The organism is Nonomuraea sp. NPDC003727 (assembly GCF_053586935.1).
This window is the reverse complement of the sequence record NZ_JBSFNE010000009.1, coordinates 370787-397292: the sequence shown is the minus strand read 5'-3', so window position 1 is coordinate 397292 and position 26506 is coordinate 370787. Positions and strand designations below refer to the sequence as shown.

Annotated in this window: 28 protein-coding genes and 4 pseudogenes; 20 read left to right on the top strand and 12 right to left on the bottom strand. The window is 72.5% G+C overall.

Annotated features, from left to right (window positions below):
- Positions 1-30 precede the first annotated feature (30 nt).
- From nthB to ACWDLG_RS24760, 3 genes are read left to right on the top strand one after another with little or no spacing between them, the layout of a single operon-like run.
- On the top strand, positions 31-723 hold the full coding sequence (gene nthB / locus ACWDLG_RS24770; protein WP_354917634.1) for a nitrile hydratase subunit beta: 693 nt from the start codon (positions 31-33) through the stop codon (positions 721-723).
- A complete protein-coding gene (gene nthA / locus ACWDLG_RS24765) occupies positions 720-1301 on the top strand; it encodes a nitrile hydratase subunit alpha (protein WP_449923741.1) in 582 nt (193 codons plus the stop codon). Before nthB ends, nthA begins: the two co-directional genes overlap by 4 nt.
- Positions 1298-1612 carry a nitrile hydratase accessory protein gene (locus ACWDLG_RS24760; RefSeq protein ID WP_449923738.1) on the top strand — a complete coding sequence of 105 codons (315 nt, stop codon included), beginning with the start codon at positions 1298-1300 and terminating at the stop codon, positions 1610-1612. Before nthA ends, ACWDLG_RS24760 begins: the two co-directional genes overlap by 4 nt.
- On the opposite strand, the gene ACWDLG_RS24755 is transcribed toward ACWDLG_RS24760, so the two are convergent.
- Together ACWDLG_RS24755 and ACWDLG_RS24750 are read right to left on the bottom strand one after the other, a co-directional pair.
- On the bottom strand, positions 1594-2694 hold the full coding sequence (locus ACWDLG_RS24755; protein ID WP_449923735.1) for an MSMEG_0565 family glycosyltransferase: 1101 nt from the start codon (positions 2692-2694) through the stop codon (positions 1594-1596). The genes ACWDLG_RS24760 and ACWDLG_RS24755 overlap by 19 nt on opposite strands.
- Positions 2691-4139, bottom strand: a complete 1449-nt coding sequence (locus ACWDLG_RS24750; protein ID WP_449923732.1) for an FdrA family protein — start codon at positions 4137-4139, stop codon at positions 2691-2693. The genes ACWDLG_RS24755 and ACWDLG_RS24750 overlap by 4 nt, the downstream gene beginning before the upstream one ends.
- A gap of 148 nt (positions 4140-4287) precedes the next feature.
- Between ACWDLG_RS24750 and ACWDLG_RS24745 the strand changes: the two genes are divergently transcribed.
- The 4 genes from ACWDLG_RS24745 (at position 4288) to ACWDLG_RS24730 (ending at position 8015) form a co-directional block, all read left to right on the top strand.
- Positions 4288-4872: a hypothetical protein gene (locus ACWDLG_RS24745; protein ID WP_449923729.1), complete on the top strand. Its 585-nt coding sequence runs from the start codon at positions 4288-4290 to the stop codon at positions 4870-4872.
- Positions 4873-4932: 60 nt separating this feature from the next.
- On the top strand, positions 4933-6036 hold the full coding sequence (locus ACWDLG_RS24740; protein ID WP_449923726.1) for an MSMEG_0568 family radical SAM protein: 1104 nt from the start codon (positions 4933-4935) through the stop codon (positions 6034-6036).
- A 7-nt stretch (positions 6037-6043) separates the two neighbouring features.
- Entirely contained in the window at positions 6044-6502 is a 459-nt protein-coding gene (locus ACWDLG_RS24735) for an MSMEG_0567/Sll0786 family nitrogen starvation N-acetyltransferase (RefSeq protein ID WP_449923723.1), read from the top strand.
- 91 nt (positions 6503-6593) lie between these two features.
- Positions 6594-8015 (top strand): amino acid permease, encoded by a 1422-nt coding sequence (locus ACWDLG_RS24730; RefSeq protein WP_449923721.1) that lies wholly within the window; start codon positions 6594-6596, stop codon positions 8013-8015.
- Positions 8016-8062: 47 nt separating this feature from the next.
- On the opposite strand, the gene ACWDLG_RS24725 is transcribed toward ACWDLG_RS24730, so the two are convergent.
- The 5 genes from ACWDLG_RS24725 to ACWDLG_RS24705 form a co-directional block, all read right to left on the bottom strand.
- On the bottom strand, positions 8063-8512 hold the full coding sequence (locus ACWDLG_RS24725; protein WP_354917660.1) for an ACT domain-containing protein: 450 nt from the start codon (positions 8510-8512) through the stop codon (positions 8063-8065).
- A 54-nt stretch (positions 8513-8566) separates the two neighbouring features.
- On the bottom strand, positions 8567-9757 hold the full coding sequence (locus ACWDLG_RS24720; protein WP_449923718.1) for a globin domain-containing protein: 1191 nt from the start codon (positions 9755-9757) through the stop codon (positions 8567-8569).
- 105 nt (positions 9758-9862) lie between these two features.
- The gene (locus ACWDLG_RS24715; RefSeq protein WP_449923715.1) at positions 9863-10297 is read right to left on the bottom strand and encodes an RrF2 family transcriptional regulator; all 435 of its coding nucleotides are present in this window, start codon (positions 10295-10297) and stop codon (positions 9863-9865) included.
- Positions 10298-10361: 64 nt separating this feature from the next.
- The gene (locus ACWDLG_RS24710; RefSeq protein ID WP_449923713.1) at positions 10362-11540 is read right to left on the bottom strand and encodes a tryptophan 2,3-dioxygenase family protein; all 1179 of its coding nucleotides are present in this window, start codon (positions 11538-11540) and stop codon (positions 10362-10364) included.
- Positions 11541-11649: 109 nt separating this feature from the next.
- Positions 11650-12507 carry an LLM class flavin-dependent oxidoreductase gene (locus ACWDLG_RS24705; RefSeq protein WP_449923710.1) on the bottom strand — a complete coding sequence of 286 codons (858 nt, stop codon included), beginning with the start codon at positions 12505-12507 and terminating at the stop codon, positions 11650-11652.
- A 142-nt stretch (positions 12508-12649) separates the two neighbouring features.
- Here ACWDLG_RS24705 and argG point away from each other — a divergent pair, with 142 nt between their 5' ends.
- Positions 12650-14098, top strand: coding sequence for an argininosuccinate synthase (gene argG, locus ACWDLG_RS24700; protein ID WP_449923707.1), 1449 nt, complete (start codon positions 12650-12652; stop codon positions 14096-14098).
- Between the two features lie 4 nt (positions 14099-14102).
- Here argG and ACWDLG_RS24695 read toward each other — a convergent pair whose 3' ends face one another.
- Positions 14103-14627 (bottom strand): DUF3995 domain-containing protein, encoded by a 525-nt coding sequence (locus ACWDLG_RS24695; protein WP_449923704.1) that lies wholly within the window; start codon positions 14625-14627, stop codon positions 14103-14105.
- Positions 14614-15066, bottom strand: coding sequence for a hypothetical protein (locus tag ACWDLG_RS24690; RefSeq protein ID WP_449923701.1), 453 nt, complete (start codon positions 15064-15066; stop codon positions 14614-14616). Before ACWDLG_RS24690 ends, ACWDLG_RS24695 begins: the two co-directional genes overlap by 14 nt.
- Positions 15067-15264: 198 nt before the next feature.
- On the opposite strand from ACWDLG_RS24690, the gene ACWDLG_RS24685 reads away from it, so the two are divergent.
- Positions 15265-15930, top strand: coding sequence for an AIM24 family protein (locus tag ACWDLG_RS24685; protein WP_449923698.1), 666 nt, complete (start codon positions 15265-15267; stop codon positions 15928-15930).
- 135 nt (positions 15931-16065) lie between these two features.
- Positions 16066-16938: a universal stress protein gene (locus ACWDLG_RS24680; protein ID WP_449923695.1), complete on the top strand. Its 873-nt coding sequence runs from the start codon at positions 16066-16068 to the stop codon at positions 16936-16938.
- A 94-nt stretch (positions 16939-17032) separates the two neighbouring features.
- Here the strand turns inward: ACWDLG_RS24680 and ACWDLG_RS24675 are convergent, their stop codons facing one another.
- The gene (locus ACWDLG_RS24675) at positions 17033-17374 is read right to left on the bottom strand and encodes a hypothetical protein (RefSeq protein ID WP_449923693.1); all 342 of its coding nucleotides are present in this window, start codon (positions 17372-17374) and stop codon (positions 17033-17035) included.
- 112 nt (positions 17375-17486) lie between these two features.
- On the opposite strand from ACWDLG_RS24675, the gene ACWDLG_RS24670 reads away from it, so the two are divergent.
- The 8 genes and pseudogenes from ACWDLG_RS24670 (at position 17487) to ACWDLG_RS24635 (ending at position 23173) form a co-directional block, all read left to right on the top strand.
- Positions 17487-18140, top strand: a complete 654-nt coding sequence (locus ACWDLG_RS24670) for a response regulator transcription factor (RefSeq protein WP_449923930.1) — start codon at positions 17487-17489, stop codon at positions 18138-18140.
- A complete protein-coding gene (locus ACWDLG_RS24665) occupies positions 18137-19270 on the top strand; it encodes a sensor histidine kinase (protein WP_449923691.1) in 1134 nt (377 codons plus the stop codon). Before ACWDLG_RS24670 ends, ACWDLG_RS24665 begins: the two co-directional genes overlap by 4 nt.
- A gap of 188 nt (positions 19271-19458) precedes the next feature.
- Positions 19459-19905 (top strand): hypothetical protein, encoded by a 447-nt coding sequence (locus ACWDLG_RS24660; protein ID WP_449923689.1) that lies wholly within the window; start codon positions 19459-19461, stop codon positions 19903-19905.
- Between the two features lie 245 nt (positions 19906-20150).
- Positions 20151-20597: pseudogene (locus ACWDLG_RS24655) on the top strand (nitrate reductase subunit alpha); the annotation flags it as partial.
- Positions 20543-20725, top strand: a pseudogene (narY, locus tag ACWDLG_RS24650) (nitrate reductase subunit beta); the annotation flags it as partial. The pseudogenes ACWDLG_RS24655 and narY, both read left to right, overlap by 55 nt.
- Complete coding sequence (gene narJ / locus ACWDLG_RS24645; RefSeq protein ID WP_449923686.1) at positions 20722-21324, top strand: nitrate reductase molybdenum cofactor assembly chaperone; 603 nt, start codon at positions 20722-20724, stop codon at positions 21322-21324. The pseudogene narY and the gene narJ, both read left to right, overlap by 4 nt.
- Positions 21321-22024, top strand: a pseudogene (gene narI / locus ACWDLG_RS24640) (respiratory nitrate reductase subunit gamma). Before narJ ends, narI begins: the two are co-directional and overlap by 4 nt.
- Before the next feature lie 189 nt (positions 22025-22213).
- On the top strand, positions 22214-23173 hold the full coding sequence (locus ACWDLG_RS24635; RefSeq protein ID WP_449923683.1) for an Acg family FMN-binding oxidoreductase: 960 nt from the start codon (positions 22214-22216) through the stop codon (positions 23171-23173).
- Positions 23174-23402: 229 nt separating this feature from the next.
- On the opposite strand, the gene ACWDLG_RS24630 is transcribed toward ACWDLG_RS24635, so the two are convergent.
- Complete coding sequence (locus ACWDLG_RS24630) at positions 23403-23876, bottom strand: pyridoxamine 5'-phosphate oxidase family protein (protein ID WP_354917714.1); 474 nt, start codon at positions 23874-23876, stop codon at positions 23403-23405.
- Between ACWDLG_RS24630 and ACWDLG_RS24625 the strand changes: the two are divergent.
- A pseudogene (locus ACWDLG_RS24625) lies at positions 23875-24639 on the top strand (GAP family protein); the annotation flags it as partial. The gene ACWDLG_RS24630 and the pseudogene ACWDLG_RS24625 overlap by 2 nt on opposite strands.
- Before the next feature lie 145 nt (positions 24640-24784).
- Positions 24785-25141 carry a Tn3 family transposase gene (locus tag ACWDLG_RS24620; protein WP_449923927.1) on the top strand — a complete coding sequence of 119 codons (357 nt, stop codon included), beginning with the start codon at positions 24785-24787 and terminating at the stop codon, positions 25139-25141.
- A 62-nt stretch (positions 25142-25203) separates the two neighbouring features.
- On the opposite strand, the gene ACWDLG_RS24615 is transcribed toward ACWDLG_RS24620, so the two are convergent.
- Positions 25204-26475: an MFS transporter gene (locus ACWDLG_RS24615; protein ID WP_449923679.1), complete on the bottom strand. Its 1272-nt coding sequence runs from the start codon at positions 26473-26475 to the stop codon at positions 25204-25206.
- Positions 26476-26506: the final 31 nt, after the last annotated feature.

The following is a 26506-nucleotide window of genomic DNA, read 5'->3' as shown; positions in this document are numbered from 1 at the left end:
CCCACCCGGCGGGGCGGCTGGGAGGCGACGATGAACAAGGCCACCGGCATCAGCAAGGCCACCGGGATCCACGACATGGGGGGCACCGAGGGCTGGGGACGGGCGCCCGTCCCCGCCCCGGACGAGCCGGTCTTCGCCGAGCCCTGGCAGGCCAGGGCCTTCGCGCTGGCCCTGCTGTCGATGCGGCTGTCGGGGACGAACCTCGACGCCTTCCGGCACGCGATGAACCGGCTCGACCGGCCGGACTACCTGGACGACGGCTACTACGGCCGGTGGCTGCACGGCGCGGAGAACCTGCTCCTCGACAGTTCGATCATCGCGCCGGGGACCGTGGAGGCGCGGGCCGCCAACCTGTCGGGGGGCACGGCCGAGGAGCCGGGTCCGCCGGAGCCGACCAGGCCGGACTACGCACCGACCGCCGCGGGCTCCCTGCGGGAGGTGTCGTCGGCGCCCCGGTTCGCGGTGGGCGCCGCCGTACGGGCCAGGGCCTTCGACCCGCCGGGGCACACGCGGCTGCCGCGGTACGTGATGGGGCACACGGGCACCGTGGTGATCGTCCAGCCCGCGCAGGTCCTGCCCGACACCAACGCCCACTTCCAGGGCGAGAACCCGCAGTGGGTGTACACGGTGCGCTTCACCTCGGCCGAGCTGTTCGGCGCGGACGCCGAGCCGTCCGCGCTCAACGTCGACCTCTACGAGGACTACCTGGAGGAGGCGCCATGACGGACGAACGGGTGCCGATCGAGCTGCGCGTCGAGGCGCTGGAACAGCTGCTGGTCGAGCGCGGCCTGGTCGATTCCGCGGTCATGGACAAGTACATCGCGATGTACGAGAGGGACGTCGGGCCGCTGAACGGCGCGCACGTGGTGGCCAGGGCGTGGACGGATCCCGGATACAAGGAGCGGCTGCTGGCCGACGGCACCGCCGCCGTCGCCGAGCTCGGCTACAAGGGGCCGCAGGGCGAGCACATCGTGGTCCTGGAGAACACGCCCGCCGTCCACAACGTGGTCGTCTGCACGCTGTGCTCCTGCTATCCCTGGCCGCTGCTCGGGCTGCCGCCCTCCTGGTACAAGGACCCCGCCTACCGGTCCAGGATGGTCCGCGAGCCGCGCGCCGTCCTGGCCGAGATGGGGCTGCGGCTGCCGGAGGACGTCGAGGTCCGGGTGTGGGACAGCAGCTCGGAGGTGCGCTACTTCGTGCTCCCCGCCCGGCCGGCCGGGACCGAAGGGCTCCCGGAGGACCAGCTCGTGCCGCTCGTCACGCGCGACGCGATGGTGGGCGTGGCGCAGGTGACGCCATGACGCTCCCCATTCAGCTGGACGTCGGCAGCCCGGCGGCGCCGCCGCGCTCGAACGGCGAGCTGGTGTTCGCCGAGCCGTGGGAGGGCCGGGCGTTCGGCCTGGCCGTGGCGTCCTGCGAGGCGGGCGCCTTCACCTGGGAGGACTTCCGCCAGGCGCTGATCGCGCGGATCGCGGCCCGGCCGCAGGCCCCGTACTACGTCTGCTGGTTCGAGGCGCTGGAACGGGTGCTCGCGGTCGAGGGGCAGGTCCGCGAGCGGGCGGCGCTCCTCGCCGCCCGCCCCGCCGGCCACGATCACGCGATGGACCGATAGATCTCGGCGTGCCGGGCGGCGGTGGCCGCCCAGGTGAAACGCGGCACGACCCGGCGGCCACCGGCGACCAGCACGGCGCGCAGCGCCTCGTCGGCCATGATCCGCTCCAGCGCCGCCGCGAGGGCCTCGGGGTCGCCCACGGCGGGCAGCAGGGCGTCCACGCCGTCGGTGAGGAACTCGCGGAACACCGGCAGGTCGCTGGCCACGACCGGCAGGCCGCAGGCCTGCGCCTCCAGCGGGACCAGGCCGAACCCCTCCTCGATCGAGGGGTACACCAGGGCGTCGGCGCTGCCGTACCACGCCGCCAGCAGTTCCTCGGAGACCGTCCCCACCTGGACCACGTCCAGGCCGAGGCCGTCCAGCAGCGCCAGCGCGTCGCGGCGGTAGGTCTCGTAGTCGCGGAAGGACTGGCCGCCCAGGATCGCCAGCACCGGCCGCTTCTCCCGCAGCAGGGCCAGCGCGCGGAACAGCGTCGTGCTGCCCTTGCGCGGCTCGATGCCGCCGACGGCCAGCAGCAGGAACCGGTCCGCCGCGCCGACGGAGGCGCGCAGGCCGGCCCGCCGCCGCGCGCTGACCGGCGGGAACCTGGCAGGGTCGACGCCGTTGCGCACGACCTGGGCGCGGACCCCGAACTCCTGGAGCAGCACGCGGCGCCAGTGCTCGCTGACGACCAGAACGTGGTCCGGCTCCAGGATCGCCCGGCGCTGGCAGTCGACGAGGGCCGGCGTGGTGAAGTCGTCGACGTGGTGGACGGTGCGCACCACCCGCTGGTGCACCTGCGGCGCGGCCCGGCCGGTGATGCAGTCCTGGGCGTGCAGGACGTCGAAGTCGCCGGCCACCTTCGCCAGCCCCGAGACCATCGCCTGCACCGAGGCGAAGACCTTCTCCTCCAGGGAGTCGCCGGCGACCGTGACAGGGAACAGCGTGAACGGCACCCTCAGCGGGCGGAAGAAGCCCTCGCTGCCCAGGGCGAAGACGTGCACGTCGACCCCCAGGTCCGCCAGCGCCTCGGCCAGCGCGAGGGTGTGGACGACCCCACCGCGGGGCTTGGTGGAGTAGGTGAGGAGCGCGACACGCCTCATGAGGCGCTCCCGCCGCGGGCGATCGCCGCCGCGGCGCGGGCCGCGCCCGCGGCGGTCTCGGTGACGACGCATCCGGCTTCGGCGAGCGCGCGTACCTGCTCGTCGTATCCCTGCGGATCGCGCGCGGTGCCCAGGACGTGGGCGACGACCTGCGGGCCGTCCAGGCGGGCCAGCTCCGGTGCCAGGATCCCCGCCGGGTCGGGATGCGCGCCATGGCCGAGCACCACGTCGAGCAGCACCACGGCGACGTCGGGCCCGCTCTCGTGGAGCAGTTCGAGGCGCGCCCCCGGGTCGATCATCGGATGCGGCCGGCCCCTGGTGTACTCCTCCTCGCCCAGGTCCAGGCAGACGTGGGAACCCGGTGGCGCCGGCAGGCGGCATTCCGGGTCGATCGGGGTGTTGGACCAGATGGGGCCGAGGATGCCGCTCAGCACCGCGATGGTCTCGTAGCAGAGCGATCCGCCGGAGAACAGCCCGCGCACCGTGGTGCGCCCCGGTGCCCGCCGGGAGGCGGCCACGTCCACGCTCGGGCCGTGCCGCCGGTCGAAGGACGGCACCGGCCTGCCCAGCAGCTCGAGCGCCCTGACCACGCCGCCTTCGAGCGTCTCGCCCGCCACCCCGAGCAGGGCCGTGACCATCGCCGTCGTGCGCGCGGCCGCCATCACACGCCGCATCACCCGCTCGTCGGGCGGCTTGGACACCAGGAGGATCAGCTCCGTCGAAGGGTCCTCGTCGAGCCTCCTGACGGCCTGCGCCGCCATGCGCCCGCCCACCTCGGCGGTCAGGTCGCGCCCGCCCAGGCCGACGACCTGCGACACGCCGACACCGGCGCGGTCGAGCAGGCACATGACCTCCTGCGCCCCGGTGCCCGCCGCCGCGACGATCCCCACCGGCCCGGGCCGCACCACGTTGGCGAACCCCAGCCCCACGCCGTCGATCACGGCCGTGCCCGCGCCGGGGCCCATGAGCAGGCGGCCCCGCCGTACCGCGTGGTCCTTCAGCGCGATCTCGTCGGCGACGGAGATGTTGTCACTGAACAGCAGCACGTCCAGGCCGCGACCGAGCGCCTTGTGCGCGTGCAGGGCGGCGTAGTCGCCGGGAACGGAGACGACCGCCACGGTGCTGCCAGGCCGGCGCTCCAGGGCCTCCGCCAGCGAGCGCGGGTGCTGCTCGGCCGGCCCGCTCTCGCGGGGGCCGGACATCGCCCGCTCACCTTCCGCGAAGGCGGCCTCCGGGTCGCTCGCCCGCACCGCGAGCACCAGGTCGTACGGCGACGCCTCCGGCGGGTCGAACCCCTCCCGCCGCAGCGCGTCGAGGTTGGCCGCGGTCGCCATCACGGCCGTCGCCCATTCCACGCCGTCGGCGCCGCGCATCGCCCGGGCGCCGAGGAGCTGCAGGACCGAGTCCAGGTAGGTGTCGCGCAGCACGCGCACGGCCGGCTTCACGCCGCCCCCGCCCGTCCCCGGCGCGTGGAGGCGTCGCCCCCCAGCGTGACGACCGCAGTCCTGTTCACGGGGTCCACCCTTCGCCGTCCTGGCGAATCACCCGAATGCCGTCTAGGATCCGACTTGTCACACTGACGATAGTGAACGAGTGAAGCTCTTGCCAAGCAGTCCCATCCCCGCGGAGTACGCCGAGCTCGCCCGGCGGCTGCGCGCGGCCGAGGACCGGCTCTTCCCGCTCGCGATGATCGACGCCGAACGCTACCAGCGGGCGTTGCAGCTGGTGGGCGCGCTCGCCCGGCGCCTGTCCCTGGCCGGCGACTACGCGGCCCTGGCCGCCGCGGAGGGCGAGATGCGCGGCTGGCTCGACGAGGTGGGCGTCTCCGTGGAGGGGCTCGACGCCCAGCTGGTGATCGAGGCCGCGATGTCCCAGCGGTTCCGCGAGCTGCTCACCGCCTACCGATCGCAGGCCGTGGAGCGCGCCCGCGCCGCCGGCCTGGACTGGGCGGTCCTCGAGGAGCCCGACGACGCGGCCTGGCGCGGCGGTTCGGCGCGGTGGGTGGAGGTGCACGTCCCGACCGGCACCGTCATGGTCCGCTCGGTGGTCGCCGTGCCGGTCATCACCTACCGGCTGGAGGTCACCGGCGAGGCGGTCCGCGTGGAGGAGTTCACCTCGCGCGATGCCTGGCTCGCCGCGATCGACCAGGTACGGCAGGCGCTCGCATCGGAAAGTTAACGCCGATCCCATCTTGGTAGAATCGGGGCGTCCGGTCGTACGGCACGGGAGGTGCCTGTCGTGACGGCTACCGATGTCAGCGAGCTCATCCTCGACCTCCAGGCCCGGGGTCTGCGGCTCGAGGCGCAGATGGAGCGACGCACCGGCGGCGCAGGGCCCACCGACTGCGGGATGCTCTGGGTGGACGGGCTTCCCGTCACGGCGCCCACCGAGGGCATCGCCAAGGACTCCCCGTACGTCCTGCGCGCCGAGGACGACGGGTACGGCATCTACCGCGACGGCGTACGGCTCGCCGACGCCTCCGCCCAGCGCCGTCCGCGCTTCTACGACCTGAGCACCGCCGACGGCGTGCCGTACTGGCAGATCGCCCTCCTGCACCTGGACTCCGTGGCGAGCACCGTCGTGCAGCACTGCGCCTACTGGGGCAACGACGACCAGTGCAGGTTCTGCGGCATCGGTCTCTCGCTGTCGTCCGGCCGTACCGTCGCGCGCAAGACGCCCGAGCAGCTCGCCGAGGTCGCGGTGGCGGCGCGTGACCTCGACGGCGCCGTCGACGCCACGCTGACGACCGGCAGCACGCGCGGCCCCGACCGCGGCGCCCTGTACGTGGGGCGCTGCGGCCAGGCGGTCAAGCAGGCCAGCGGACTCCCCGTCGAGGCGCAGTTCGAGCCGCCGGCGGACCTGGACGTGATCGACGAGGTGGGCGCGATGGGCGTCGACTCCGTCGGCATCCACATCGAGACCTTCGACCCCGCCGTGCTGGCGCGCGTCGCCCCGGCCAAGGCGCGCACCGGGATCGAGGGCTACTTCAGGGCGTGGGAACGGGCGGTGGCCGTCTTCGGCGCCGGACAGGTGTCCACCTACGTCATCCTCGGCATGGGGGAGAGCCCCCAGCTGACGATCGACGGCTGCAAGCGGGCCGTCGACGCCGGCGTCTACCCGTTCATCGTGCCGCTGCGCCCGGTCGTCGGCACGCCCATGGCCGGCTGGCAGCCGCCGCCGCGGTCCTACACGCGGCCGATCTACGCCAAGGTCCTCGCCTACATGGCCAGGCGCGGCATGACGTCGGCCACCTCCAGGGCGGGCTGCGCCCGCTGCCAGGCGTGCTCAGGGCTGAGCTCGATGGAACGCCTGCTCCGCATCGGCCCGCGTCCCGCCGCCTGAGCCGGTCATGCTGCGCACGCTCGGCACCGACTGCCACCCGGCCGCCACGCCGGAGGAGCTCGCGGCCCACCACGCGGTACGGCACCGCGTCTTCGTCGACGAGCAGCGCCTGTTCCCCGGCACCGACCGCGACGCCCGCGACGACGACCCGCTGACCATCCACGTGGTCGCCTACGCCGACCAGGTGGTCGCGGGGGCGGTCCGTCTCTACCCCCTCGACGGGGCCGGCGAGCTCTGGCAGGGCGACCGCCTCGCCGTCCTCGCCGAGTACCGCGCCCACGGACTCGGCGCCCCGCTGGTGAGGTACGCCGTCGCCGCCGCGGCGCGCCGCGGCGGCCTGCTCATGGTCGCCCACATCCAGCTGCGGAACGTCGGCTACTTCGAGCATCTGGGCTGGCACCGCGCCGGTGAGGTGGAGGTCTACGCCGGCCTCCCGCACCAGCCCATGGCGATCGAGCTGCGCTGACACCCCGGCCCAGGCCCATCGCCTCCACAGCAGATACTTCGCACCATTCCCCCTCACAAATGACAGCGATCGTGACGAGGGAGGCGAGACGATGTCGCATCAGCATCTGTTCGGAGGCGGCTCGGGAGTGTTCCGGCGCAAGCCGGTGGAGCAGATCGCCGGCGAGCACGAAGGCGAACTGAAACGGGAGCTGGGCCTGTGGCAGCTCACCGCGATCGGCATCGGCGGCATCATCGGCGCGGGGATCTTCGCGCTGGCCGGCGCGGTCGCCAACCAGACGGCCGGGCCCGCCGTGCTCGTCTCCTTCCTCATCGCCGGTGTCGCCAGCGCGGCCGCGGCGTTCTCCTACGCGGAGTTCGCCGGGCTCATCCCGAAGGCCGGATCCGCCTACACCTACGGCTACGCCGTCCTCGGCGAGTTGACCGGGTGGTTCATCGGCTGGGACCTGCTGCTGGAGTACACCGCCATCGTCGCGGTCGTGGCGATCGGCATCTCGGGCTACTTCGGCTTCCTCGTCGGCGCTCTGGGCATCGAGCTGCCCGCATGGATGCTGGGCGCGCCGGGCACCGGGCCGGGCCGAGCGGTGGACCTGTTCGCGGTGATCCTGTGCCTGCTCATCGCGTTCCTGCTCAACCTGGGCATCAAGACCGCCGCGCGGTTCGAGACCACCGTCGTCGCCGTGAAGGTCGTGGTGGTGCTGGTGGTGATCGTGGTCGGCTTCTTCTTCATCAACCCCGCCAACTACACCCCGTTCTTCCCGTACGGCGTGGCGGGCGCGATCACCGGCGCGGCCACGGTGTTCTTCGCCGTCTTCGGCTACGACGCGATGAGCACCGCCGCCGAGGAGTCCAAGGACGCCCAGCGCCACATGCCCAAGGCGATCATCTACTCGCTGGCCATCTCGATGGTGCTGTACGTCCTGGCCACGCTGGTGCTCACCGGCATGCAGAACTACAAGGAGATCGACCCGGAGAGCGGGTTCGCCTCGGCGTTCGCCTCCGTCGGGCTGACCAAGCTGGCCGGTGTCATCGCGGTCGGCGCGATCATCGGCATCCTCACCGTGATGTTCACCTTCATGCTCGGCGTCACCCGCGTGTGGTTCTCGATGAGCCGTGACGGGCTGCTGCCGCACTGGTTCGCCAAGCTCCACCCGGTGCGCCGGGTGCCGACCCGCATCACCTGGATCGTCGGGGCGGTCTCCGCGCTCATCGCCGGATTCCTGCCGATCAGGGAGGCGGCCGAGCTGACCAACATCGGCATCCTGCTGGCCTTCGTCGTGGTGTGCATCGCCGTCATCGTCCTGCGGTACCGGCGGCCCGACCTGCCGCGGACCTTCCGCACGCCCGGCATGCCGGTGACCCCGGCCGTCGGCATCGTCTTCTCGGTGTGGCTGATCACGTTCCTCGACCCGCTGACCTGGCTGCGCTTCGCGGTCTGGTTCCTGATCGGCCTGATCATCTACTTCACCTACAGCTACCGCCACTCCGAGCTGAACCGCCAGCAGACACCCTGACGGTCAGGACGGCCCGCGCGCGACTTCGTCCGCTGAGGGCCGCCGGCCTACTCCGGCTGATCCCAGATGCTCGGGACCTCCGGCGCGCGGCCGGCGGCCCAGGGCCGGTCCGCGGACCACTCGAGCGCCGCGCGCGCGTTCTCGAGGTCGTCGGTGGCGACGACGAGCTTCACGCCGCCGAAGGTGGTGTAGGCCAGGTCGATGTTGACGTTCGCCTCGGCGAGCTGCCGGGTCAGCTCGCCGAGCGTCCCCGGCCGGTCCGCGACGTCCACCACCAGCACGGTCCGCTCGTCCGCGATCCCCATCCCCGCCGCTTCGAGCGCCTGCCGGCACCGGTCGGCGTCCTCGTCGTCGACCAGCACATGGACGATGCCCTTGCCGTCTCCGGTGAAGGCCGCGAGGCCGCAGATGTTCACGCCGGACTCGCCGGTGACCTCCCCCAGGCGGGCCAGCTCTCCCGGCCGATCATCCAGTACAACGGTGATGTTCGTCGGCATGGCACCTCAATCCTCTCACGACGGCCGGCGCGGCGGGACGGCCGCGGCGCCCGGTCAGTCGTCGGCGCCCAGCCACAGGTCGGGGCCGAAGACCTCGTAGTGGATGTCGCGGGGTGCCACGCCCGCCGTGACGAGCTGGGCGCGCACGTCGCGCATGAACGGCAGCGGCCCGCACATGTAGGTGACGGCCCCCTCGGGGATCGCCACGCCGGTCAGGTCCATCAGGCCGGTGCGGGCGTCGCCGTCGGCCTCCTCGTACCAGAAGATCCGCTCGGCGCCGGGCAGCGCGTCGGCGAGCCGTTCCATGTCCTCCCGCAGCGCGTGGTCCTTCCTGGTCCGGTCGGCGTGCAGCAGCAGGACCCGGCGGGTGGAGCCGGTGGCGGCGAGGTGCTCCAGCATCGCGGCCATCGGGGTGCAGCCGATGCCGGCCGAGACCAGGACGAGCGGGGCGTCGCCCTCCTCCAGGCACACGTCGCCGAACGGCGCCGACAGGGTGAGCTCGTCGCCGGCGCCGACGGTGGCGTGCAGCAGGGTGGACACCTCGCCGTCCGGGGCGCCGCCGCCGCTCACCCGCTTGACCGTGATCCGGCGCAGCCCGTCCTGGCCCGCGCCCGACAGGGAGTACTGGCGCAGCTGGTGCACGCCGTCCGGCATGCGCGTGCGGACGCTGACGTACTGGCCGGGACGGCCGGGCGGCACCGGGTCGTCGCCGACGGGGCGCAGCAGGAAGGAGGCCACGTCAGGGGTCTCCTCGCGGCGCTCGACGACGTGCCACCGGCGCCAGGTGCTCGCGTCGCGCGCGCCGGCCGCGGCGTAGATCTGCGCCTCCAGGGCGATCAGCGCGCCGGCCATCAGCCAGTACACCTCGTCCCATGCCGCGGCGACCTCGGGGGTGACCGCTTCGCCGAGCACCTCGGCGATCGCGCCGAACAGGTACTTGTGCACGATGATGTAGTGCTCGGAGGCGACGCCGACCGCGGTGTGCTTGTGGGCGATGCGCGCCAGCAGCCGGTCGGGCCGCTCGTCGGGGTGCTCGACCAGCGCGGCGGCGAACGCGGCGATGGAGCCGGCGAGGGCCTTGCGCTGCTCGCCGTTGGCCTGGTTGCCGCGGTTGAACATCCCGTCGAGCAGTTCGGGGCGCTCGGCGAACATCGTGCCGTAGAACCGCGTGGTGATGGCGTCGAGCGACGCGCCGACGACGGGGAGCGTGGCGCGGATGATCCCGGCGGATTCCGGGGACAGCATGGGGCCTCCTGGCAACGACGGTGGGACGAGATCCCAGGGGAAACAAATTGGAATCTCAAATTCATATTAAGGACCGCGCCGAGTGCCCTCGCACCCGGCCCCGGATCAGCGCACGGACAGCGACAGCAACACCGGTCCCGTGGGGGCGGTCACCAGGGAGTCGACCGTCACGGGGTCGAGCGCGGCGAAGAACGCCTCCTGCGCCTGGCGCAGCGCCCCCCGCAGGCGGCAGGCGGACCGCAGCGGGCACGGCGGGTCGTCCTCGCAGCCCACCACGTCGCCCGCGGCCTCCAGCTCGCGGACGATCCGGCCGACCGACGCGTGGTGCCCCGCCTCGGTGAGCCGCAGGCCGCCGCCTCTTCCCCTCCTGGTCTCCACGAGGCCCAGCTCGCCGAGACGCGCGACCGCCTTCGCGGCGTGGGTGTACGGCACCGCGAGCGCCTCCGCGACCGAGCGGGTCGTCGGCAGCTCGCCCTCGTCCGCCACGGCCAGCCGCATCACGATGCGGAGCGAGATGTCGGTGAAAGCGGTCAGGCGCATGCTTCCACGGTAGGGGCTCACCGCGGGAGGGTGGCCCGCGCGCCGAGACGGCCCTGCGGCCGGCTCAGGAGGCCGCGCCCAGCTGCCGGAACAGGCGGTTGCCCACGCACTGGTCGAGGTACGGCACGCCGGCCGTGTCGCCCGAGCCCCGCGCCTGGCCGAGCATGCGGACCGCGAGCGTGCGGTGCGTCGACTTCCAGCGCTGATGGATGGCCTCCAGCCGGCCGAGCGCGGCCTCGAGCGCCGTCCACTCCGCCGGGCTGAACCGCCCCTCGGCGCGCAGCTCGCGGCACGCTCCGGCGAGGCTGTCCTGGCCGCTTTCCGCCTCGGCCCGCACGACCGGCACGCTCGTGAAGGCCGCCGACCCCAGCCGCGCGGCCGGCGGGGGGCCGCACAGGATCTCGAACCGCTTGTACTGCTCGGACTGGATGGCGCTGGCGCCCTGGGTGAACCGGCGGAACCCGTGGAAGTGCGCCGGCCGCAGGGTGGCGACCATCCGGAACAGCGACGCCGCGCGCTCGAACACCGCGACCGCGTGATCCACTCGCGCCACGCAGGCGTCCATCCGCCCGTCGCGCAACGCCGCGATCGCCGCGCGCAGGTCCGACACGATCGTGGTGAAGATCATCTCGTGGGTCTGCAGCACGCGGATGAAGAAGTACTCGTCGTGCAGGACGTAGACCGGCTGGACGGTGAGGTCGAACCACCGGGCGGCCCCGGTCGCCGGCGGCCTCGGCAGGCGGTCGAGCAGATCCTCCGGCCTGGACCCGGCCGTCGTGCGCGCGGGCAGGGAAGGCCCGCCGTCGAGGTCGTCGGCCACGAACCGCATGGCGTGCCGCAGCCGCTTGCGCAGCGTCATCGGGTCGGGCCGGTCCACGCCCGGCGCGTGCGGGGAACCGTTCGCCGCTTCGATCTCGAAGCGGACGACGTCGGAGACGAGCAGGGTGGCCAGCCTGGCCGGGCTCAGCCCGGCGTGCCGTTCGTCCAGCAGCAGCTCGAGCAGGGGGAGCGCCAGGTAAGTGCGGTTCCAGAAGCGCCCTTCGTGCTTGTCCAGGACGCAGTCGAGGAACGCGTCGAGAAGCGGTTCCCGCGCGCCGCGCCGGCGGCGGACGTCACTCAGCTCGACGAGCAGGCGTTCTGGCAGGAAGTGCTTTCCCGCTCGCCGGACCTCGTCGGCGACCAGGCGGGCCAGCGACAGCCCCCGGCATTCCGTTCCCTCGGTGGCGTGCTCGAGATTGATCATTATGGGTCACTCCAGATGGCGCCCCCTCTGGGCGACTTGTGACCATTTGTAGGCTTTCGTGGTTGTCAGTCCCTTTCGTACCACTTGCAGGGGACGTGGCGTCTTCCGGTCAGGACGGCGCCGGGCCCTCGCGCAGGACGCCGCGCACCGTGTCCACGGACACCGCGCCCCACGGGAACTCCACCATCCACCACGTCGCCCCCACTCCGGCGTAGGGCGCGGGATCGGTGCCGGGCGGCAGGGACGCCGCGACGTCGTAGCCCGCCTGATCCTTCCCCTCGGCCGCGCGTAGCCGCATGACGGCGGCCACCAGCTCCGCGAACTCGTCGAGACCGGCGAACGCCACCGGGAAGAAGCCGTCGAGGCGGGCGGCGCGCCGCAACGGTCCCTGCTTACCCGGCAGCGCCGCGCCCCACACGGGGATCCCCGGCCGCTGCACGGGCCTGGGCAGCAGCCGTACCCCGTCGAGCGTGTAGTGCTCGCCCCGATGGTGTACGGCCTCGCCGGACCACGCCGCGGCCAGCACGTCGAGAGACTCGTCGAGCATCCGGGCCCGGACCCGGTCGTCCAGCTCCTCGCCGGTCGTGGACAGCTCGCTGCCGAACCGGTCGCTGCCGAGGCCGACGCCGAGGGTCAGGCGCCCGCCGCTGAGCTGGTCGAGCGTCACGGTCTCCTTGACCACCTTCACCGGCCGGCGGCGGGGGAGCGCGGTCACCATCGGGCCGATGCGCACGCGTTCGGTGGCCATGGCGATCGCCGCCAGTGTGATCCACGGATCCGCCACCTCCTCGACCGGCTCGCCCCAGCGCAGGTGATCCCACACGAACACCCCGTGCCATCCGGCCTCCTCGGCCTCGGCGGCCAGGCTGGTGACGACGAGGGGGTCGGCGAGCTCGTCGAAAAGCGGCAACCACAGTCCCGAGCGGAGGCCGCCTCCGGCGGGCGCGGGTGAAGGCGTGCTGGTCATCTCTCGGGCTCCTCGGGTCGACATCGTGCCTGGTCAACAGGCTACGAGGAGTGATCGCCGCGCGGGGAGACCTGAGAGGCGTGTCGCGCCACGCCGTCATGGTCTTGCATGTTCATGCGGTGGTGTGTATATATTTCTACTCGTGTCTAAGGTACTCACCTCCCTGCCTGTCGGCGAACGTGTCGGGATCGCTTTCTCTGGCGGCCTCGACACCTCGGTAGCGGTCGCGTGGATGCGCGAGAAAGGTGCGGTGCCGTGCACCTACACCGCCGACGTCGGCCAGTACGACGAGCCCGACATCGCCTCGGTGCCCGGGCGCGCCACGGCGTACGGCGCTGAGATCGCCCGGCTGGTCGACTGCCGGGCCGCCCTCGTCGAAGAGGGGCTCGCGGCGCTGGCGTGCGGGGCCTTCCACATCCGCTCCGGCGGCCGTACCTACTTCAACACCACCCCGCTCGGGCGGGCCGTCACGGGCACCCTGCTCGTGCGCGCGATGCTCGAGGACGGCGTGCTGATCTGGGGTGACGGCTCCACCTTCAAGGGCAACGACATCGAGCGGTTCTACCGCTACGGTCTGCTGGCCAACCCCTCCCTGCGGATCTACAAGCCGTGGCTCGACGCCGACTTCGTCAGCGAGCTCGGCGGCCGTACCGAGATGTCCGAGTGGCTGCTCGCCCGCGACCTGCCGTACCGCGACAGCACCGAGAAGGCGTACTCCACCGACGCCAACATCTGGGGCGCCACCCACGAGGCCAAGTCCCTCGAGCACCTCGACACGGGCATCGAGATCGTCGAGCCGATCATGGGCGTGCGGTTCTGGGACCCCGCCGTGGAGATCGCCGCCGAGGACGTCACGATCGGCTTCGAGCGGGGACGGCCGGTGACGATCAACGGCAAGGAGTTCGCCTCCGCCGTCGACCTGGTGCTGGAGGCCAACGCCATCGGCGGCCGCCACGGCATGGGCATGTCCGACCAGATCGAGAACCGGATCATCGAGGCCAAGAGCCGGGGCATCTACGAGGCGCCGGGAATGGCGTTGCTGCACGCGGCCTACGAGCGGCTGGTCAACGCCATCCACAACGAGGACACTCTGGCCAGCTACCACAGTGACGGGCGGCGGCTGGGCAGGCTGCTGTACGAGGGCCGCTGGCTGGACCCGCAGTCGCTGATGCTGCGCGAGTCGCTGCAGCGCTGGGTCGGCGCGGCGGTCACCGGCGAGGTGACCCTGCGACTGCGGCGCGGCGAGGACTACTCCGTCCTGGACACCACCGGGCCGGCGTTCAGCTACCACCCGGACAAGCTGTCCATGGAGCGGACCGAGGACTCCGCCTTCGGGCCGGTCGATCGCATCGGCCAGCTCACCATGCGCAACCTCGACATCGCCGACTCTCGCGCCAAGCTGGAGCAGTACGCCAGGCTCGGCATGGTCGGCAGCCCGCACCCGACGTTGATCGGCGTCACGCAGGTGACCCCGACCGGCCTGATCGGCGCGATGCCGGAGGGCGGGGCCGAGGCGATCGCCTCCCGCGGCGAGGTCACCGGCGACGACGAGCTGCTCGACCACGCCGCGATGGAGTCAGGCACCGACTGACGCCTCACCCACCGCGCGCCCGTACGGCCCTGCCGCTGGTCAGCCGCCATCCGGCCGCCGTCCAGCACACCCCCCAGAGCAGGAAGAACGGCGACCACAGCAGCAGGTCCCAGCGCGCCAGGGTGCGAGCCAGCTCGGCGTGCTCGCCGGAGGCCGGGCGGACCCCGGTCAGCAGCAGCGCGTCGCCGGCGAAGCCGAACCCGAGCGCGCCGGCGGCGCGGGCGATCATGAAGATGCCCAGCGTCCAGGCGACGACGGCCGCCAGCCGGCGCGGCAGCACCGCGCCCCACGGCCGTACGGTGGCCAGCGCCACGATGACACCGATCACCGCGGCGCCGGCCAGCAGCCAGTGGCTCGCCACGAACAGCGGATCACGGGCGAGCAGCCGTTCGCGCATCTCCGGGGGCAGCGGGTCCTTGTCGGCCAGCGCGTTGGCCCCCAGCGCCTGCGCCAGCTTCATCGACCCGTAGACGGCCGCGCAGGCCGCCGCGCCGTACGCGCCCAGCCGCGCCCGGTCAGCGCGCGGCATGTCTCGGCGCCACGGCGTAGGAGCGGATCATCTCCGCGAGCAGCCCGATCACGACGACGCCGAGCACCCCGTGGTACCAGTGCCAGCCCACGCCGATACCGACGAACCCGTCCACGATCATGATGCCCGCGCCGCCGCCGACGGCCAGCAGCATCGCGGCCAGCAGGAGCAGCATCACTCTTCGCGGCACCCTGCGGCCCAGCGGCGTGACGGTGGCGAGGGCGAGGCACGCGCCCAGCACGCCGGACAGGGTCGCGAGCCACTGCGCCGTGCTCGGGTCGAGGAAGTAATCCGCGGCCTCGGCGGCTGACACGGGCGGGCCGCTCGGGAACCCGAGCCGGGCCTGCATGGCGTAGCCGGCCTTCCCCACGGCGTAACCGAGGAACAGCACGGCCAGCGCGTACGCCGGCCAGCGTCGCACACGAACAGAACCAGTCATGACCGCGACCGTAGCCACGGCGCCCCGGGCGGCGACTCCCAAGCATGGGGGAGAGGCCTCCCCCGCCAGAGGGATCCGCCCGCGCGCGTCCTGGCCGCCGATCCCGCGCCCGACGCGAAAGCCGTCCGCTGACCTGGGAACCCGTAGCATCGGCTCGTTCGTCATCATCGTGTCGATCACGTCGCGGAAAGGGCCATCATGCGCAGCGCGCTTTTCGGGAACCTGGACAGCTCACAGGTGCCCGCCAACTTCGCTCTCCAGAACGCCAAGATGCTCCGCGTCCAACTCCCGCACGAGGTGCTGGCCAGGCAGGGGTCGATGGTGGCCTTCCAGGGCCAGATGGACTTCGACTACGAGGGCGCCGGCGGCGTCGGCAAGCTGTTCAAGAAGATGGTCACCGGCGAGGGCGCGCCGCTCATGCGCGTCAGGGGGCAGGGCCTGCTGTTCCTCGCCGACAACGCCGACGACATCCACCTGTTCTACCTGGAGAACGAGGCCATCACCGTCAACGGCCGCAACCTGCTGGCCTTCGACTCCGCGCTCACCTGGGACATCAGGCGCGTGCAGGGCGCGGGCATCGCCGCGGGCGGGCTGTTCAACATGACGGTCAAGGGCACCGGCTGGGTGGCGGTCACCGCCCACGGCTCCCCCGTGCTCCTCGACACCTCGCGGATGCCGACCTTCGCCGACGGCCAGTCCGCGGTGTGCTGGAGCGCCGACCTGCACGTGGGCGTCAACCGCACGATGAAGGCGGGCGCGCTGATCGGCCGCGGCAGCGGCGAGGCCGTCCAGCTCGCCTTCCAGGGGCAGGGGTTCGTGCTCGTGCAGGCCAGCGAGGGCCCGCCGGTGGTCTCGGCGCAGTAGCCGCTCACCCCGGCCGAGGCTTCCCGGTGCGCGCGGGTGTCCCGCTGGCGGGCCGTTGGTCCCACGCACCGGGGCCGTTCGACCGCGGCGATCACCGCGCGTCATGGGCTTTCCTGGACGGGAAGGGAGCGCGCCATGAACGGACACATCGTCGTCGGCGTGGACGGCTCGCCCGAGGCGCTGAACGCGGTGCGGTGGGCGGCCGACGAGGCGATGAGGCGGGCCTGCCCGCTGCAGATCGTGCACGTCACCGGCGTCTACGCCTATGACATCCCGCCGCGCGAGGTCGTCCAGGCTTTCGCGACCCCGGAGGACTACGGCCGGGCCGTGCTGGACGACGCCGGGGCCCTGGCCCGCAGGCGGCACCCGGACCTGCCGATCGGCGCCGTCCTGGGCGAGGGCGTCATCGCCGACGTGCTCAGGCAGGCGGCCACGGAGGCGACGGCGCTGGTCGTGGGCAGCCGCGGGTACGGCCGCTTCTCCCCGGCCCGCCTCGGCTCGGTCAGCGCCGGGCTGGCCGGACGGTCCCCGTGCCCGGTGGTGATCGTGCGCGACCCGCCCGCCCGGGAGCGCGGCGAGATCGTCGTCGGATTCGACGACCACTCCGCTGCCGCGCTGCGGTTCGCCTTCGAGGAGGCGGCCCGGCGCGGCGCCCGGCTGCGGGCCGTCCACGCCTGGCAGCCGCCGACGGTCTCGCCGTTCGTGCTCGGTGCCGATCCGATCTTCGAGGAGCTCTTCGCGGCCGCGCGGCACCGCGCGGTGCTGGTGCTGCAGCGGTGGCGGGACCGGCACCCGCAGGTGCGGGTGGTCGAGGAGATCGTGCCGGGCGGAGCCGTGGCGGCCATCTGCCGCGCCTCCGCGTCGGCCGACCTGGTCGTGGTGGGCTCGCGGGGACGCGGCCTGTTCGGCTCGGCGCTGCTGGGCTCGGTCAGCCGCGGCGTCCTGCACGAGTCGCGCTGTCCCGTCGCGGTGGTCCGCCCCACCATGGCGTCTGCGAGCACGGCCTGAGCGCCCGGCGGCCGGGCCCCCGGACGGCCCGGCAGCCCGGGCGAGGACGCCCGCCCGCGCTGACCGCCGGGGCCATGGTTGTCAGCCGTGGTTCTCAGGAGGGCAGTGATGGGGCGGACGGCGCCGCGGGCGCGCCGGGCAGCCGGGAACCAGCGGGGAGCAGCGACCCGCAGGCCCGCACCGCCGCCCCGTACTTGTCGGACAGGACGTCGACGCGCTCTCCCCTGATGTCGAAGTTGATCAGCCCGTCCGAGGAGAGCGCGACCTCGGGGAAGCCGGGCAGTCCCTGCGCGCGCATGCAAGTGGTGAACGCCCTGCCGTCGTCGTCGGGCGCCGCGGACGAGGCGCTCGTCACCCAGCCCCCGCCCGCGGCGAAGGCGGCGGCGGTGAGGACCGCGACGGTGAGGACCACTCTTCGGATCGTCGAGCCGGCCATGATGGCTCCTTTCGTTGCTGTCGATGCGCCCAGACAAGCCGAGGGCCGGTTACCGGGCCGCAACGGCGGCGGTTACCCCGCTGTAACCGGGAGACGGGGCATGCTGGAGATCGTGAGAGTGCTGATCGTCGAAGACCACGAGGAGCTGGCCGTGACGGTGGCCGCGGGGCTGCGCCGCGAGGGCATGGCCGTCGACGTGGTGCTGGACGGTCTGGCCGCGATCGAGCGGGCCTCGGTCAACCACTACGACGTGGTCGTCCTCGACCGGGACCTGCCCGGCCTGCACGGTGACGAGGTGTGCCGGTCGCTGGTCGGCGCCGGCCACCCGGCGCGGGTGCTGATGCTCACCGCCGCCGTGACCATCGATGACAGGGTGACCGGACTGGGCATCGGCGCCGACGACTACCTGCCCAAGCCGTTCGCCTTCGCCGAGCTGGTCGCCCGGATCCGGGCACTGGCCAGGCGACCCAGCCGGGCCCTGCCTCCGGTGCTCGTCCACGGCGACCTGCGGCTGGATCCGGCCACCCGGATCGCCACCCGTGACGGGCGCCGGCTGCCGCTGAGTCCCAAGGAGTTCGCCGTGCTGGAGCTGCTGATGGCCGCCAAGGGCGCGGTGGTCTCCGCCGAGCAGTTGCTGGAGCGGGGCTGGGACGAGTTCGCCGATCCGTTCACGCAGACCGTGAAGGTGACGATCAGCCGGTTACGGCGGAAGCTCGGCGACCCGCCGCTCATCGAGACGGTCCCGCAGGCCGGATACCGGATATGAGACAGCCCATACGGTCGCGGCTGACCCTGCTCTACGGCGGCCTGTTCCTGGTGGCCGCGGTGCTGCTGGTCGCCCTCATCTACCTTCTGGTCGAGTACTCGCCCTTCCCGGCGCCACCGGCCGCTCCCGCGGCGCCGGGCGGATCGGCCCCTCCCGCTCCGGCGCCCCTGGCGGCCTCCACCGAGCACCTGCGCCGGTTGCTGGTCAACTCGTTGATCGCGCTGGCGGCCATGGCGTTCGCCGCGCTGCTGCTGGGCCGGCTCATGGCCGGGCGCGTGCTGCGGCCGCTGGCCGAGATGACCGCCACCGTCCGGCGCATCACGGCCGACCGGCTCGACCGGCGGCTGGCCGCCACCGGGCCGGACGACGAGCTCAAAGAGCTGGCCGACACCTTCGACGAGCTGCTGGACCGGCTGGAGGCCGCGTTCACCGCCCAGCGGCGGTTCGTCGCCAACGCCTCCCACGAACTGCGGACCCCGATGACGTTGCAGCGGGCCATGGCCGAGGTGGCGCTCGCCGATCCGGCGGCCGACACGGCGTCCCTGCGGGAGGTGCTGGAACGCGTGGTGGCCGCGGGCAGGCACCAGGAGCGGCTCGTCGAGGCGCTGCTCACGCTGGCCCGGGGCCAGCAGGGCCTGCGGCACCGCCGGCCCTTCGACCTGGCCGAGATCACCGCGCAGGCGCTCGGCCACCGTGCCGACGCTGAGCCGCGCGTCGAGTCCTCTCTGCGGCCGGCACCCGCCTTCGGTGACCACGCACTGGCCGAACGGCTGGTCGCCAACCTGCTGGACAACGCGCTGCGGCACAACGTGCCCGGCGGGTGGGTCAGGGTGGAAACCAGCGTCCGGTCCGGACGCGCCACTCTCCGAGTCTCCAACAGCGGTCCGGTGATTCCGGCCGACCGGCTGCCCCTGCTCCTGCAGCCCTTCCAGCGTCTGGACAGCGCCAGGAAGGCCGACGGCGACGGCCTGGGGCTGGGCCTGTCGATCGTGGCCGCCATCGTCGAGGCACACCACGGCACGCTGGCGGTCCGTCCGCTTCGCGACGGGGGGCTCGAGGTGATCGTCGCCCTCGACCCCCCGGACGATCCGCGCAACCGCCGGCGTCATGGCTCACCGGCCGCGGAGTGACGCCTGTCCGGCGACGCGGCCGGCGCGCTGCGCAGTACCGGAAAAGTCGTGAAATCGCCCGGTGGTCCGTCGTCCTCATCGGATAGGGACCAAGGTCTCTATCCGATCGATCGGGCGCACGGAAGGCTCGCAACCATGGACAGGATCGATGCGTACTGGCACGCCGCGACGGAGACCCGCGACTGGACGTGGCCGAGCCGATGACGTGGTGGACGATCGTGCGCTTCCTGCACATCCTGGGAGCCGCGCTGTGGGTCGGCGGGCAGCTCGCCGTCTCCCTGGTGGTGCTCCCGCTGGCCCGCCGCGGCCTGCCGGAGGGACAGCGGGCCGCCCTGCTGCGCGCGGTGGGACGCCGCTTCGGGCTGATCACGCTCGCCGGCTTCCTGCCGGTCCAGATCGCCACCGGCCTGGCGCTGGCCTGGCACTCCGGTGTGACCTGGGCCTCGCTGGCCGAGCCCGGCTACGGCCGGACACTCGCCGCCAAGCTGGTCCTCTTCTGCGCGGTGCTGGCCACCGCGGGCCTGCACGGCTGGGCCTCCGGATCCGGCAGACCCACCGCCGCCCGCGTCATGGCCATCGCCTCGCTCATCGGCTCGGTGGGCGTGATCCTGCTGGCATCGGCGCTGGTGGCGTGATCCGCGGACCCGGCCGCGAGCACAGAAGGGACTAAAGACCCTTACCGGGGGCAGTGCGCGCCGTGGATTCTGGCCATGGGACCTGAAGGCGAGGGCAGGAGCATGACGTCCGATTCCTCTGCGGCGACGCCGACCACGGCCCAGCGGGTGACGGCTCTCACGCGGGCGTTCGCGGTGAACCGCCGGGCCCGGGCGCGGCCGACCCCGACCGGACGGCTGGAGCCGGTTCGGCGGGAGAGCGCGGCATGACGATGGACGCCCTGCTCAGGCTGGCCACCCACCTGCGGCCGGGGAAGGTGTCGGCCGACGGCCGGAGCCTGCACCTGGTCGGCGGGCGCGAGGGCGACGTGTTCTACCGCGACCGGTGGAGCCACGACAAGGTGGTGCGCTCCACGCACGGCGTGAACTGCACCGGCTCCTGCTCGTGGAAGGTGTACGTCAGGGACGGCATCATCACCTGGGAGGCGCAGCAGACCGACTACCCCAGCGTGGGCGGCGACCGGCCGGAGTACGAGCCGCGCGGCTGCCCGCGCGGAGCGGCCTTCTCCTGGTACACCTATTCGCCGACCCGGGTCCGCTACCCGTACGCCCGCGGCGTCCTGGTCGCCATGTACGGCGAGGCCCGGCGCGGCGGTCTGGACCCGGTTGCCGCCTGGGCGGAGGTCACCACGGACCCGGAGAGCCCGACCCGGTCGCGGTGGAGAACTTCCACGCCCTGCGCAGCCGCCAGACCAGCGACCTGCGCGGCCGCGTGAACCTCCTCAACTGGGACGGCACCGGCCTGCCCGACGGACTCTTCCCACCCAAGAAGGACTCATGACCGAAAACCACGTACGCACCGTCCACCTGGTGGCCTCCGTCCTGCTCGGCTACCCGGACGCGAGGCTGTTCGAGGCCGTCCCCTTGCTGCGCAAAGCGGTCGCGACCGTGCCGTCCACGCCGCTGACCGGCTTCCTCGACCACCTCGCGACGGTGCGCCCCCAGGAGCTGGCCGAGCACTACGTGGCCGTGTTCGACTTCAAGCGCCGCTGCTGCCCCTACCTGACGTCCTACGCCTACGGCGACACGCGGAAGCGCGGCATGGCCCTGCTCCGCTTCAAGCAGGCCTTCCGGGAGGCGGGGTTCGAGCCGGCCGACGGCGAGCTGCCCGACCACCTGGCCGTGGTGTGCGAGCTGTCGGCGCGAGGCGGCACGGAGCAGGCCGTACGGCTGCTGCGCGAGCATCGCGCCGGGCTGGAGGTGCTGGCCCAGGGGCTGGCGGCGGAGGGCTCGCCGTACGCCCGCGTCGTGGACGCCGTCATCGCCACGCTGCCGCCGCCGACCGCGCGCGACCTGCGCGCCGCCCGCGGCCTGGCCGCCGACGGGCCGCCGGCCGAGGCGGTCGGGCTGGAGCCCTACCCGATCGGAGAACGCCCATGAGCGTCCTGCTCGGGGTCGTGGCACCGTACGTGGCCTTGACGGTGTTCGTCCTGGGTCACGTGTGGCGCTACCGTTACGACAGGTCGGCTGGACGACCCGCTCCTCGCAGCTGTACGAGTCGCGCCTGCTGCGCGTCGGCAGCCCGCTGTTCCACTTCGGCATCCTCGTCGTGATGCTGGGCCACATCGGGGGCCTGGTGATCCCGAAGAGCTGGACGGCGGCCGTCGGCGTCACCGAGGCGGCCTACCACGTCGCCGCCGTCGGCCTGGGCACGGTCGCGGGCGTGTGCACCCTGGGCGGGCTGGCCATCCTCATCTACCGGCGCCGCACCGTCGGCCCCGTCTTCAGCGCCACCACGCGCAACGACAAGGCCATGTACGCCGTGCTCGCGGTGACGATCGTCCTCGGCCTGGCCGCCACCGTCGCCGCCAACATCCTGGGCGGCGGCTACGACTACCGCACCACCGTCTCCCCGTGGTTCCGCTCCATCTTCGTGCTGCGCCCCGACCCGTCGCTGATGGCAGGCGCGCCGCCGCTGTTCCAGTTCCACGCGCTGAGCGCCATGCTGCTGTTCGCCATCTGGCCCTTCACCCGGCTGGTGCACATGCTGACCGCGCCGGTCGGGTACCTGACCCGCCCCTACATCGTCTACCGCAGCAGGCAGGCGCCCGCGCCACGGCGCGGCTGGGAGGCCTCCTGACATGCGGCGCGAGGCGGTGGACCGCTCCCGGCAGGGCAGAGGATCCGGGGGGCGGACGGCCCTGTCCCATCCACGGCATCCCCGCGGCGGCGCACGGGGCCGATGGCACCCCACGATGGGACTTTCGGCCCTCACCCGGCGGTCCGCCGCGTGATGCGCTGGTGGTAATGCGCAGGAGGTGCAACCGCCATGAAGGACAAGGCGATCCACGCGGCGATCGAGGCCGCGACCTGGGCCCCCTCGGTCCACAACACCCAGCCCTGGACCTTCGCGGTGTCCGGGGAGGAGATCAGGGTCCGCGCCGACGTCGAGCGCAAGCTCCGGGTGAGCGACCCGCAGGCCCGCGAGCTGTTCATCAGCTGCGGCGCGGCACTGTTCACCCTGCGCACCGCGCTGCGGGCAGAGGGCTACGAGCCGATCGTGCGGGTGCTGCCCGACCCCGACCGCCCGGCGCTGCTGGCCACCGTACGGCTCGGCTCCCCGCTGACCCCGGACGAGATCACGGGGATCCTGGCCGGCGAGATCAAACGGCGGCGCACCCACCGGGCCGGGTTCACCGACCTGCCGGTTCCCGACCGCCTGATCGAGCGGCTGGTCGGGCAGGCGGCGGCGGAGAAGGCCACGCTGACCCCGATCCGGATGCCCGAAGCGGTCGACGTCGTGGCCGCCCTCACCCAGGCCGCCCAGCGCGTGCAGAGCGGGGACCGGGCCTTCAGCCTGGAGGTGATCCGCTGGGCGCGCCCGCCGGGCAGCTCACGCCGCGACGGCGTGCCCGCCGACGCCTACCCCCGCAAGAGCGGTCAGGAGCGCTTCCCGCAGCGTGACTACGCCCACGGCCACGACTGGGGCACCACCACGGACCAGAGCACGTCGACCTCCACCGGCATCGTGGCGATCATGACGACACCCGGGGACGGCCACCACGACTGGATCGCCACCGGCCAGGCACTGCAGCGGGTGCTGCTGCACGCCTCCGCCTACGGCGTCAGCGCCGCCTTCCACACGCAGGCGCTGGAGATGTACCAGCTGCGCGAGTTCCTGCGGCACGAGCTGTGCTCGGACGAGTACCCACAGATGATCATGCGGCTCGGCATCACCTTCGAGGACAGCCGCGGCGTGCGCCGCCCGCTGTCGGAAGTCCTGGACTGAACGGGACGCAGGCGCACGCGACCGGCAGGCGGGCGCGTGCCCACCGGCGCGTGTCCAACGGCGCGCGGCCGACGGCGTCCCCGGTAGCGGTGTCCCCGATGGCGTCCCGGTAGCGGCGTCACCGGTGGCGTCCCCGATGGTGTCCCCGGTGGTCGGCGTCCCCGGTGGTCGGCCTCGCCCGCCCCGGGGACATCCCGGGGACATCCCGGGGGAGACGTGGCCGATCGGGCTAGCCGGCCCGGCACTCGGGAGTCTCGAGCCGCTCGTCCGGGGACGCGACGATCGGGCTGGGCCGTCCCGCCGTGATCCGCCGCCCGGAGATGTGCTCGACCCGCACGACGATGAAGTGGTCCCGCTCGCCGAGCGCCCACGGCTCCAGCGGCAGCGCGGCCAGCCGTTCCCGCTCCTCGGGGTCGGAGACGGCGCGCGCGTGGCCGACCGCGGTGACCGACCATCCGGTGCGTTCGCTCACGTCGAACTCGTCGGCCTCGAAGGCGACCACGGCCTGGCGCGTGGCCGCGGCCAGCTTCGACCCGGTCGCGGTGCGAATCACGACGTGCTCGCCGTCCAGGAGGAAATTGACCGGCTGTACGGCCGGCAGTGCCCGGTCGGTGAACACGATCCGGCCGATCGGCACCGAGGCGAGGAGATTCAGGCATTCCCGTCGGGAGAGTACCTGGAGGCCGGAACCGTCGACATGCATGCCAGACAGCCTGCCGTCCGCACACGCGGCCCCGTTAGGGCCGAAAGTCCCGATCTCCTCCGCCGATCGACATCACGGACATATGCCGCCGGCTGCCCCCTCTGGTTACCTCGACAGGGTTTTCACCCGGGGGAAACATCCGCAAGGGAGAGCACTCATGAGTACCGCCCTGCTGCTGTCTCTGGCCGGACTCGCGCTGCTGGACAGCACCAGCATCGGCACCCTGTTCATCCCGGTGTGGTTGCTGCTGGGACCCGGGCGTCCCCGGGCCGGACGCGTCCTGCTGTACCTGGCGACCCTCGCGGCCTTCTACTTCGCCCTCGGCCTGCTCGTCATCGGTGGTGCCGGCTCGGTTGCCGACGCGGTCGGTGCGGCACTGGACAGCCGTGCCGCGCTGTGGGTCCAGCTCGCCGTTGGTGTCGGCCTGTTCGCACTGAGCATTCGCTTCGATCCCCAACGGCGCGCGGGCCGCGACGGGATCACCCGATGGCGAGAACGCGTCACGACAGGTTCTTCCTCATCGGCATGGCTGGCCGGGCTCGCCCTGCTGGCGGCGCTGGCCGAGCTCGCCACGATGCAGCCCTACCTGGGGGCGATCGCCATGCTGGCCACCTCCGATCTCGACGCCGCCGCCGATGCGTTGCTGCTCGCCGGGTATTGCCTGGTCATGGTGCTTCCCGCTGGGGTACTGCTGCTGGCCCGGATGATCGCTGCGGCCCGGATCGAGCCGGTCCTGCATCGGATCACCATCTGGATCACCGACAAGGGCGCCGGTGCCACTGGATGGGTGCTCGCCATAGCGGGATTCCTGGTCGCCCGGGACGCTGCGGCACGCCTGTGTTCGCCCATCTCGAGTGATACGCGTCCCCGCTCGTGGGATGGGGTTGAGCGGTTGACGCCCGCAGCGCATCCGGGAACTGGAAGGAGCGGCGGCCCCAGATCAAGGTCCAGGCCAACCTGCAGGAAGGCCGCCACGCCCTGGCCCGCAAGCTCATCCACCTGGCCGCAACGGGCAGCTCTACCAGAACTACCAGGAGGGCGTGGAGGACCAGATCGGCGCGCTGGGCCTGGTGTCGAACGCGATCGTGCTGTTCGACACCCGCTCCATGGACGCCGCCCTGACCCACCTGCGCACGAGCGGGTCCGAGGCGCGCGAGGAGGATGTGGCCCGCCTGGCGCCGTTCGTGCGGCACCACATCAACCTGATGGGCCGCCAGCTCCCGGAGATGCCCGGCGGGCTCCGCCCGCTCAGTCCCGTGCCGTGAGTAGACGGGTAGCGTTCGAGCCCCGGAACCGGCAACGCTCGTGGCGGGCCCCAGCGGGGGCGTTACGCCTCAGCCTGCTTCGGGGTGGAGGGAGCCGGCTCAGGCGCTGAGGGCGCATGGTGGCGTGCGGTTGTCAGGTGGTAGAGCAGCGCCAAGGTCGTGACACCGGCGGCTGGCAGCCCCAGCGCGGCGGGCGCGATGGCGAACCACTTCTGGGCCAGTCCGCCCAGGCCGCCACCAAGAGCTATCCCGACGTAAATGGCCGAGGAGTTGAGGCCGAGCAGAACCGGTGCTGCGGCCGGATTGAGGGCGATGAGCCGGTGCTGTTGGGGCACGACGATGACGCCCAGGGCCGCGCCCCAGATCGCGGCCCATGCCAGGGTGGACACGAGCGTGGCGGTCGCCACCGAAGTGAGGGCAAGCGCGACGGCGGCGATGGCGATGGGACCGGTCAGCACGTGCGCGGGGTCGTGCCGGTCGACCAGCCGTCCGGCGATGATGTTTCCGGCCAGGACGCCGATTCCCCAGGCCAGCAGGATGACGGTGAGCAGCGGTTCGGAGCCGCCGGTCGCATCCTGTAGGGTCGGGCCGATGTAGGTGTAGAGGGTGTAGGCGCCGAGGAAGACCAGCGTGGTGACGGCCAGCAGCGCGAGGACCCGGCCCTGCTTGAGCGGGCGCAGCCGATCGCCCAGTGATGCGGCGGGAAGCGTCACCCTGGGCAGGCCGGCGGCGATCCCGAGGGCCGCGACGAGGCCGATCCCGGCGACGGCCCACATGGTGATGTGCCAGTCGGTATCGCCGATCAGCGTGCCGAGAGGAAGACCCAACGCCGTCGCCAACGTGAGGCCGCCCAACACAAAGGCAAGTGCCCTGCCTCGGCGTTCCGGGGGTGCGATGGCCCCGGCAGTGCTGGAGGCGGCGGAGTTGATCATCCCGGCCCCGACCGCGGTGACGATACGGGCGATCATCACCACCTCGTAACTTGTGCCCAGGGCGGTGACAGCGTTGCCGACCACGAAGACACTCAACGCGATCAGCAGCGCGGACCGCCTGTCCAGTCCACTGGTGAGCGCGCCCATGACGGGCGCCGACAGGGCCATCACCAGGGCGAACGCCGTCACCAACTGCCCAGCGGCCGGAGTGGAGACCTGCAGGTCGGTGGCGATGGCCGGGAGCAGGCCCGCGATGACGTAGCCGTCGGTGCCGACGGCGAAGGTCGCCAGGGCCAGAGGAAGAAGTCGTTTCAACACCGGGTGGTGCCGCCTTTCCAGAGGAACCTCAGAAGTGCCGAGGGGAACCCTAGGCAATACATGGATACTTGTCCATATATCCATGTGTTGGTAGCGTGGCGGGTGTGCTCAACAC

What these genes read in the sequence shown, in the direction of transcription:
- ACWDLG_RS24760 (WP_449923738.1), top strand. Translation starts at nt 1,298, where the DNA reads ATGACGCTCCCCATTCAGCTGGACGTCGGCAGCCCGGCGGCGCCGCCG.
- nthB (WP_354917634.1), top strand. Translation starts at nt 31, where the DNA reads ATGAACAAGGCCACCGGCATCAGCAAGGCCACCGGGATCCACGACATG.
- ACWDLG_RS24675 (WP_449923693.1), bottom strand. Translation starts at nt 17,374, where the DNA reads ATGGCCGGCTCGACGATCCGAAGAGTGGTCCTCACCGTCGCGGTCCTC.
- ACWDLG_RS24710 (WP_449923713.1), bottom strand. Translation starts at nt 11,540, where the DNA reads ATGATCAATCTCGAGCACGCCACCGAGGGAACGGAATGCCGGGGGCTG.
- narJ (WP_449923686.1), top strand. Translation starts at nt 20,722, where the DNA reads ATGACCGAAAACCACGTACGCACCGTCCACCTGGTGGCCTCCGTCCTG.
- nthA (WP_449923741.1), top strand. Translation starts at nt 720, where the DNA reads ATGACGGACGAACGGGTGCCGATCGAGCTGCGCGTCGAGGCGCTGGAA.
- ACWDLG_RS24705 (WP_449923710.1), bottom strand. Translation starts at nt 12,507, where the DNA reads ATGACCAGCACGCCTTCACCCGCGCCCGCCGGAGGCGGCCTCCGCTCG.
- ACWDLG_RS24755 (WP_449923735.1), bottom strand. Translation starts at nt 2,694, where the DNA reads ATGAGGCGTGTCGCGCTCCTCACCTACTCCACCAAGCCCCGCGGTGGG.
- ACWDLG_RS24680 (WP_449923695.1), top strand. Translation starts at nt 16,066, where the DNA reads ATGAACGGACACATCGTCGTCGGCGTGGACGGCTCGCCCGAGGCGCTG.
- ACWDLG_RS24635 (WP_449923683.1), top strand. Translation starts at nt 22,214, where the DNA reads ATGAAGGACAAGGCGATCCACGCGGCGATCGAGGCCGCGACCTGGGCC.
- ACWDLG_RS24630 (WP_354917714.1), bottom strand. Translation starts at nt 23,876, where the DNA reads ATGCATGTCGACGGTTCCGGCCTCCAGGTACTCTCCCGACGGGAATGC.
- ACWDLG_RS24725 (WP_354917660.1), bottom strand. Translation starts at nt 8,512, where the DNA reads ATGCCGACGAACATCACCGTTGTACTGGATGATCGGCCGGGAGAGCTG.
- ACWDLG_RS24665 (WP_449923691.1), top strand. Translation starts at nt 18,137, where the DNA reads ATGAGACAGCCCATACGGTCGCGGCTGACCCTGCTCTACGGCGGCCTG.
- ACWDLG_RS24685 (WP_449923698.1), top strand. Translation starts at nt 15,265, where the DNA reads ATGCGCAGCGCGCTTTTCGGGAACCTGGACAGCTCACAGGTGCCCGCC.
- ACWDLG_RS24695 (WP_449923704.1), bottom strand. Translation starts at nt 14,627, where the DNA reads ATGCCGCGCGCTGACCGGGCGCGGCTGGGCGCGTACGGCGCGGCGGCC.
- ACWDLG_RS24615 (WP_449923679.1), bottom strand. Translation starts at nt 26,475, where the DNA reads ATGGATATATGGACAAGTATCCATGTATTGCCTAGGGTTCCCCTCGGC.
- ACWDLG_RS24690 (WP_449923701.1), bottom strand. Translation starts at nt 15,066, where the DNA reads ATGACTGGTTCTGTTCGTGTGCGACGCTGGCCGGCGTACGCGCTGGCC.
- ACWDLG_RS24720 (WP_449923718.1), bottom strand. Translation starts at nt 9,757, where the DNA reads ATGCTGTCCCCGGAATCCGCCGGGATCATCCGCGCCACGCTCCCCGTC.
- ACWDLG_RS24735 (WP_449923723.1), top strand. Translation starts at nt 6,044, where the DNA reads ATGCTGCGCACGCTCGGCACCGACTGCCACCCGGCCGCCACGCCGGAG.
- ACWDLG_RS24730 (WP_449923721.1), top strand. Translation starts at nt 6,594, where the DNA reads ATGTCGCATCAGCATCTGTTCGGAGGCGGCTCGGGAGTGTTCCGGCGC.
- ACWDLG_RS24715 (WP_449923715.1), bottom strand. Translation starts at nt 10,297, where the DNA reads ATGCGCCTGACCGCTTTCACCGACATCTCGCTCCGCATCGTGATGCGG.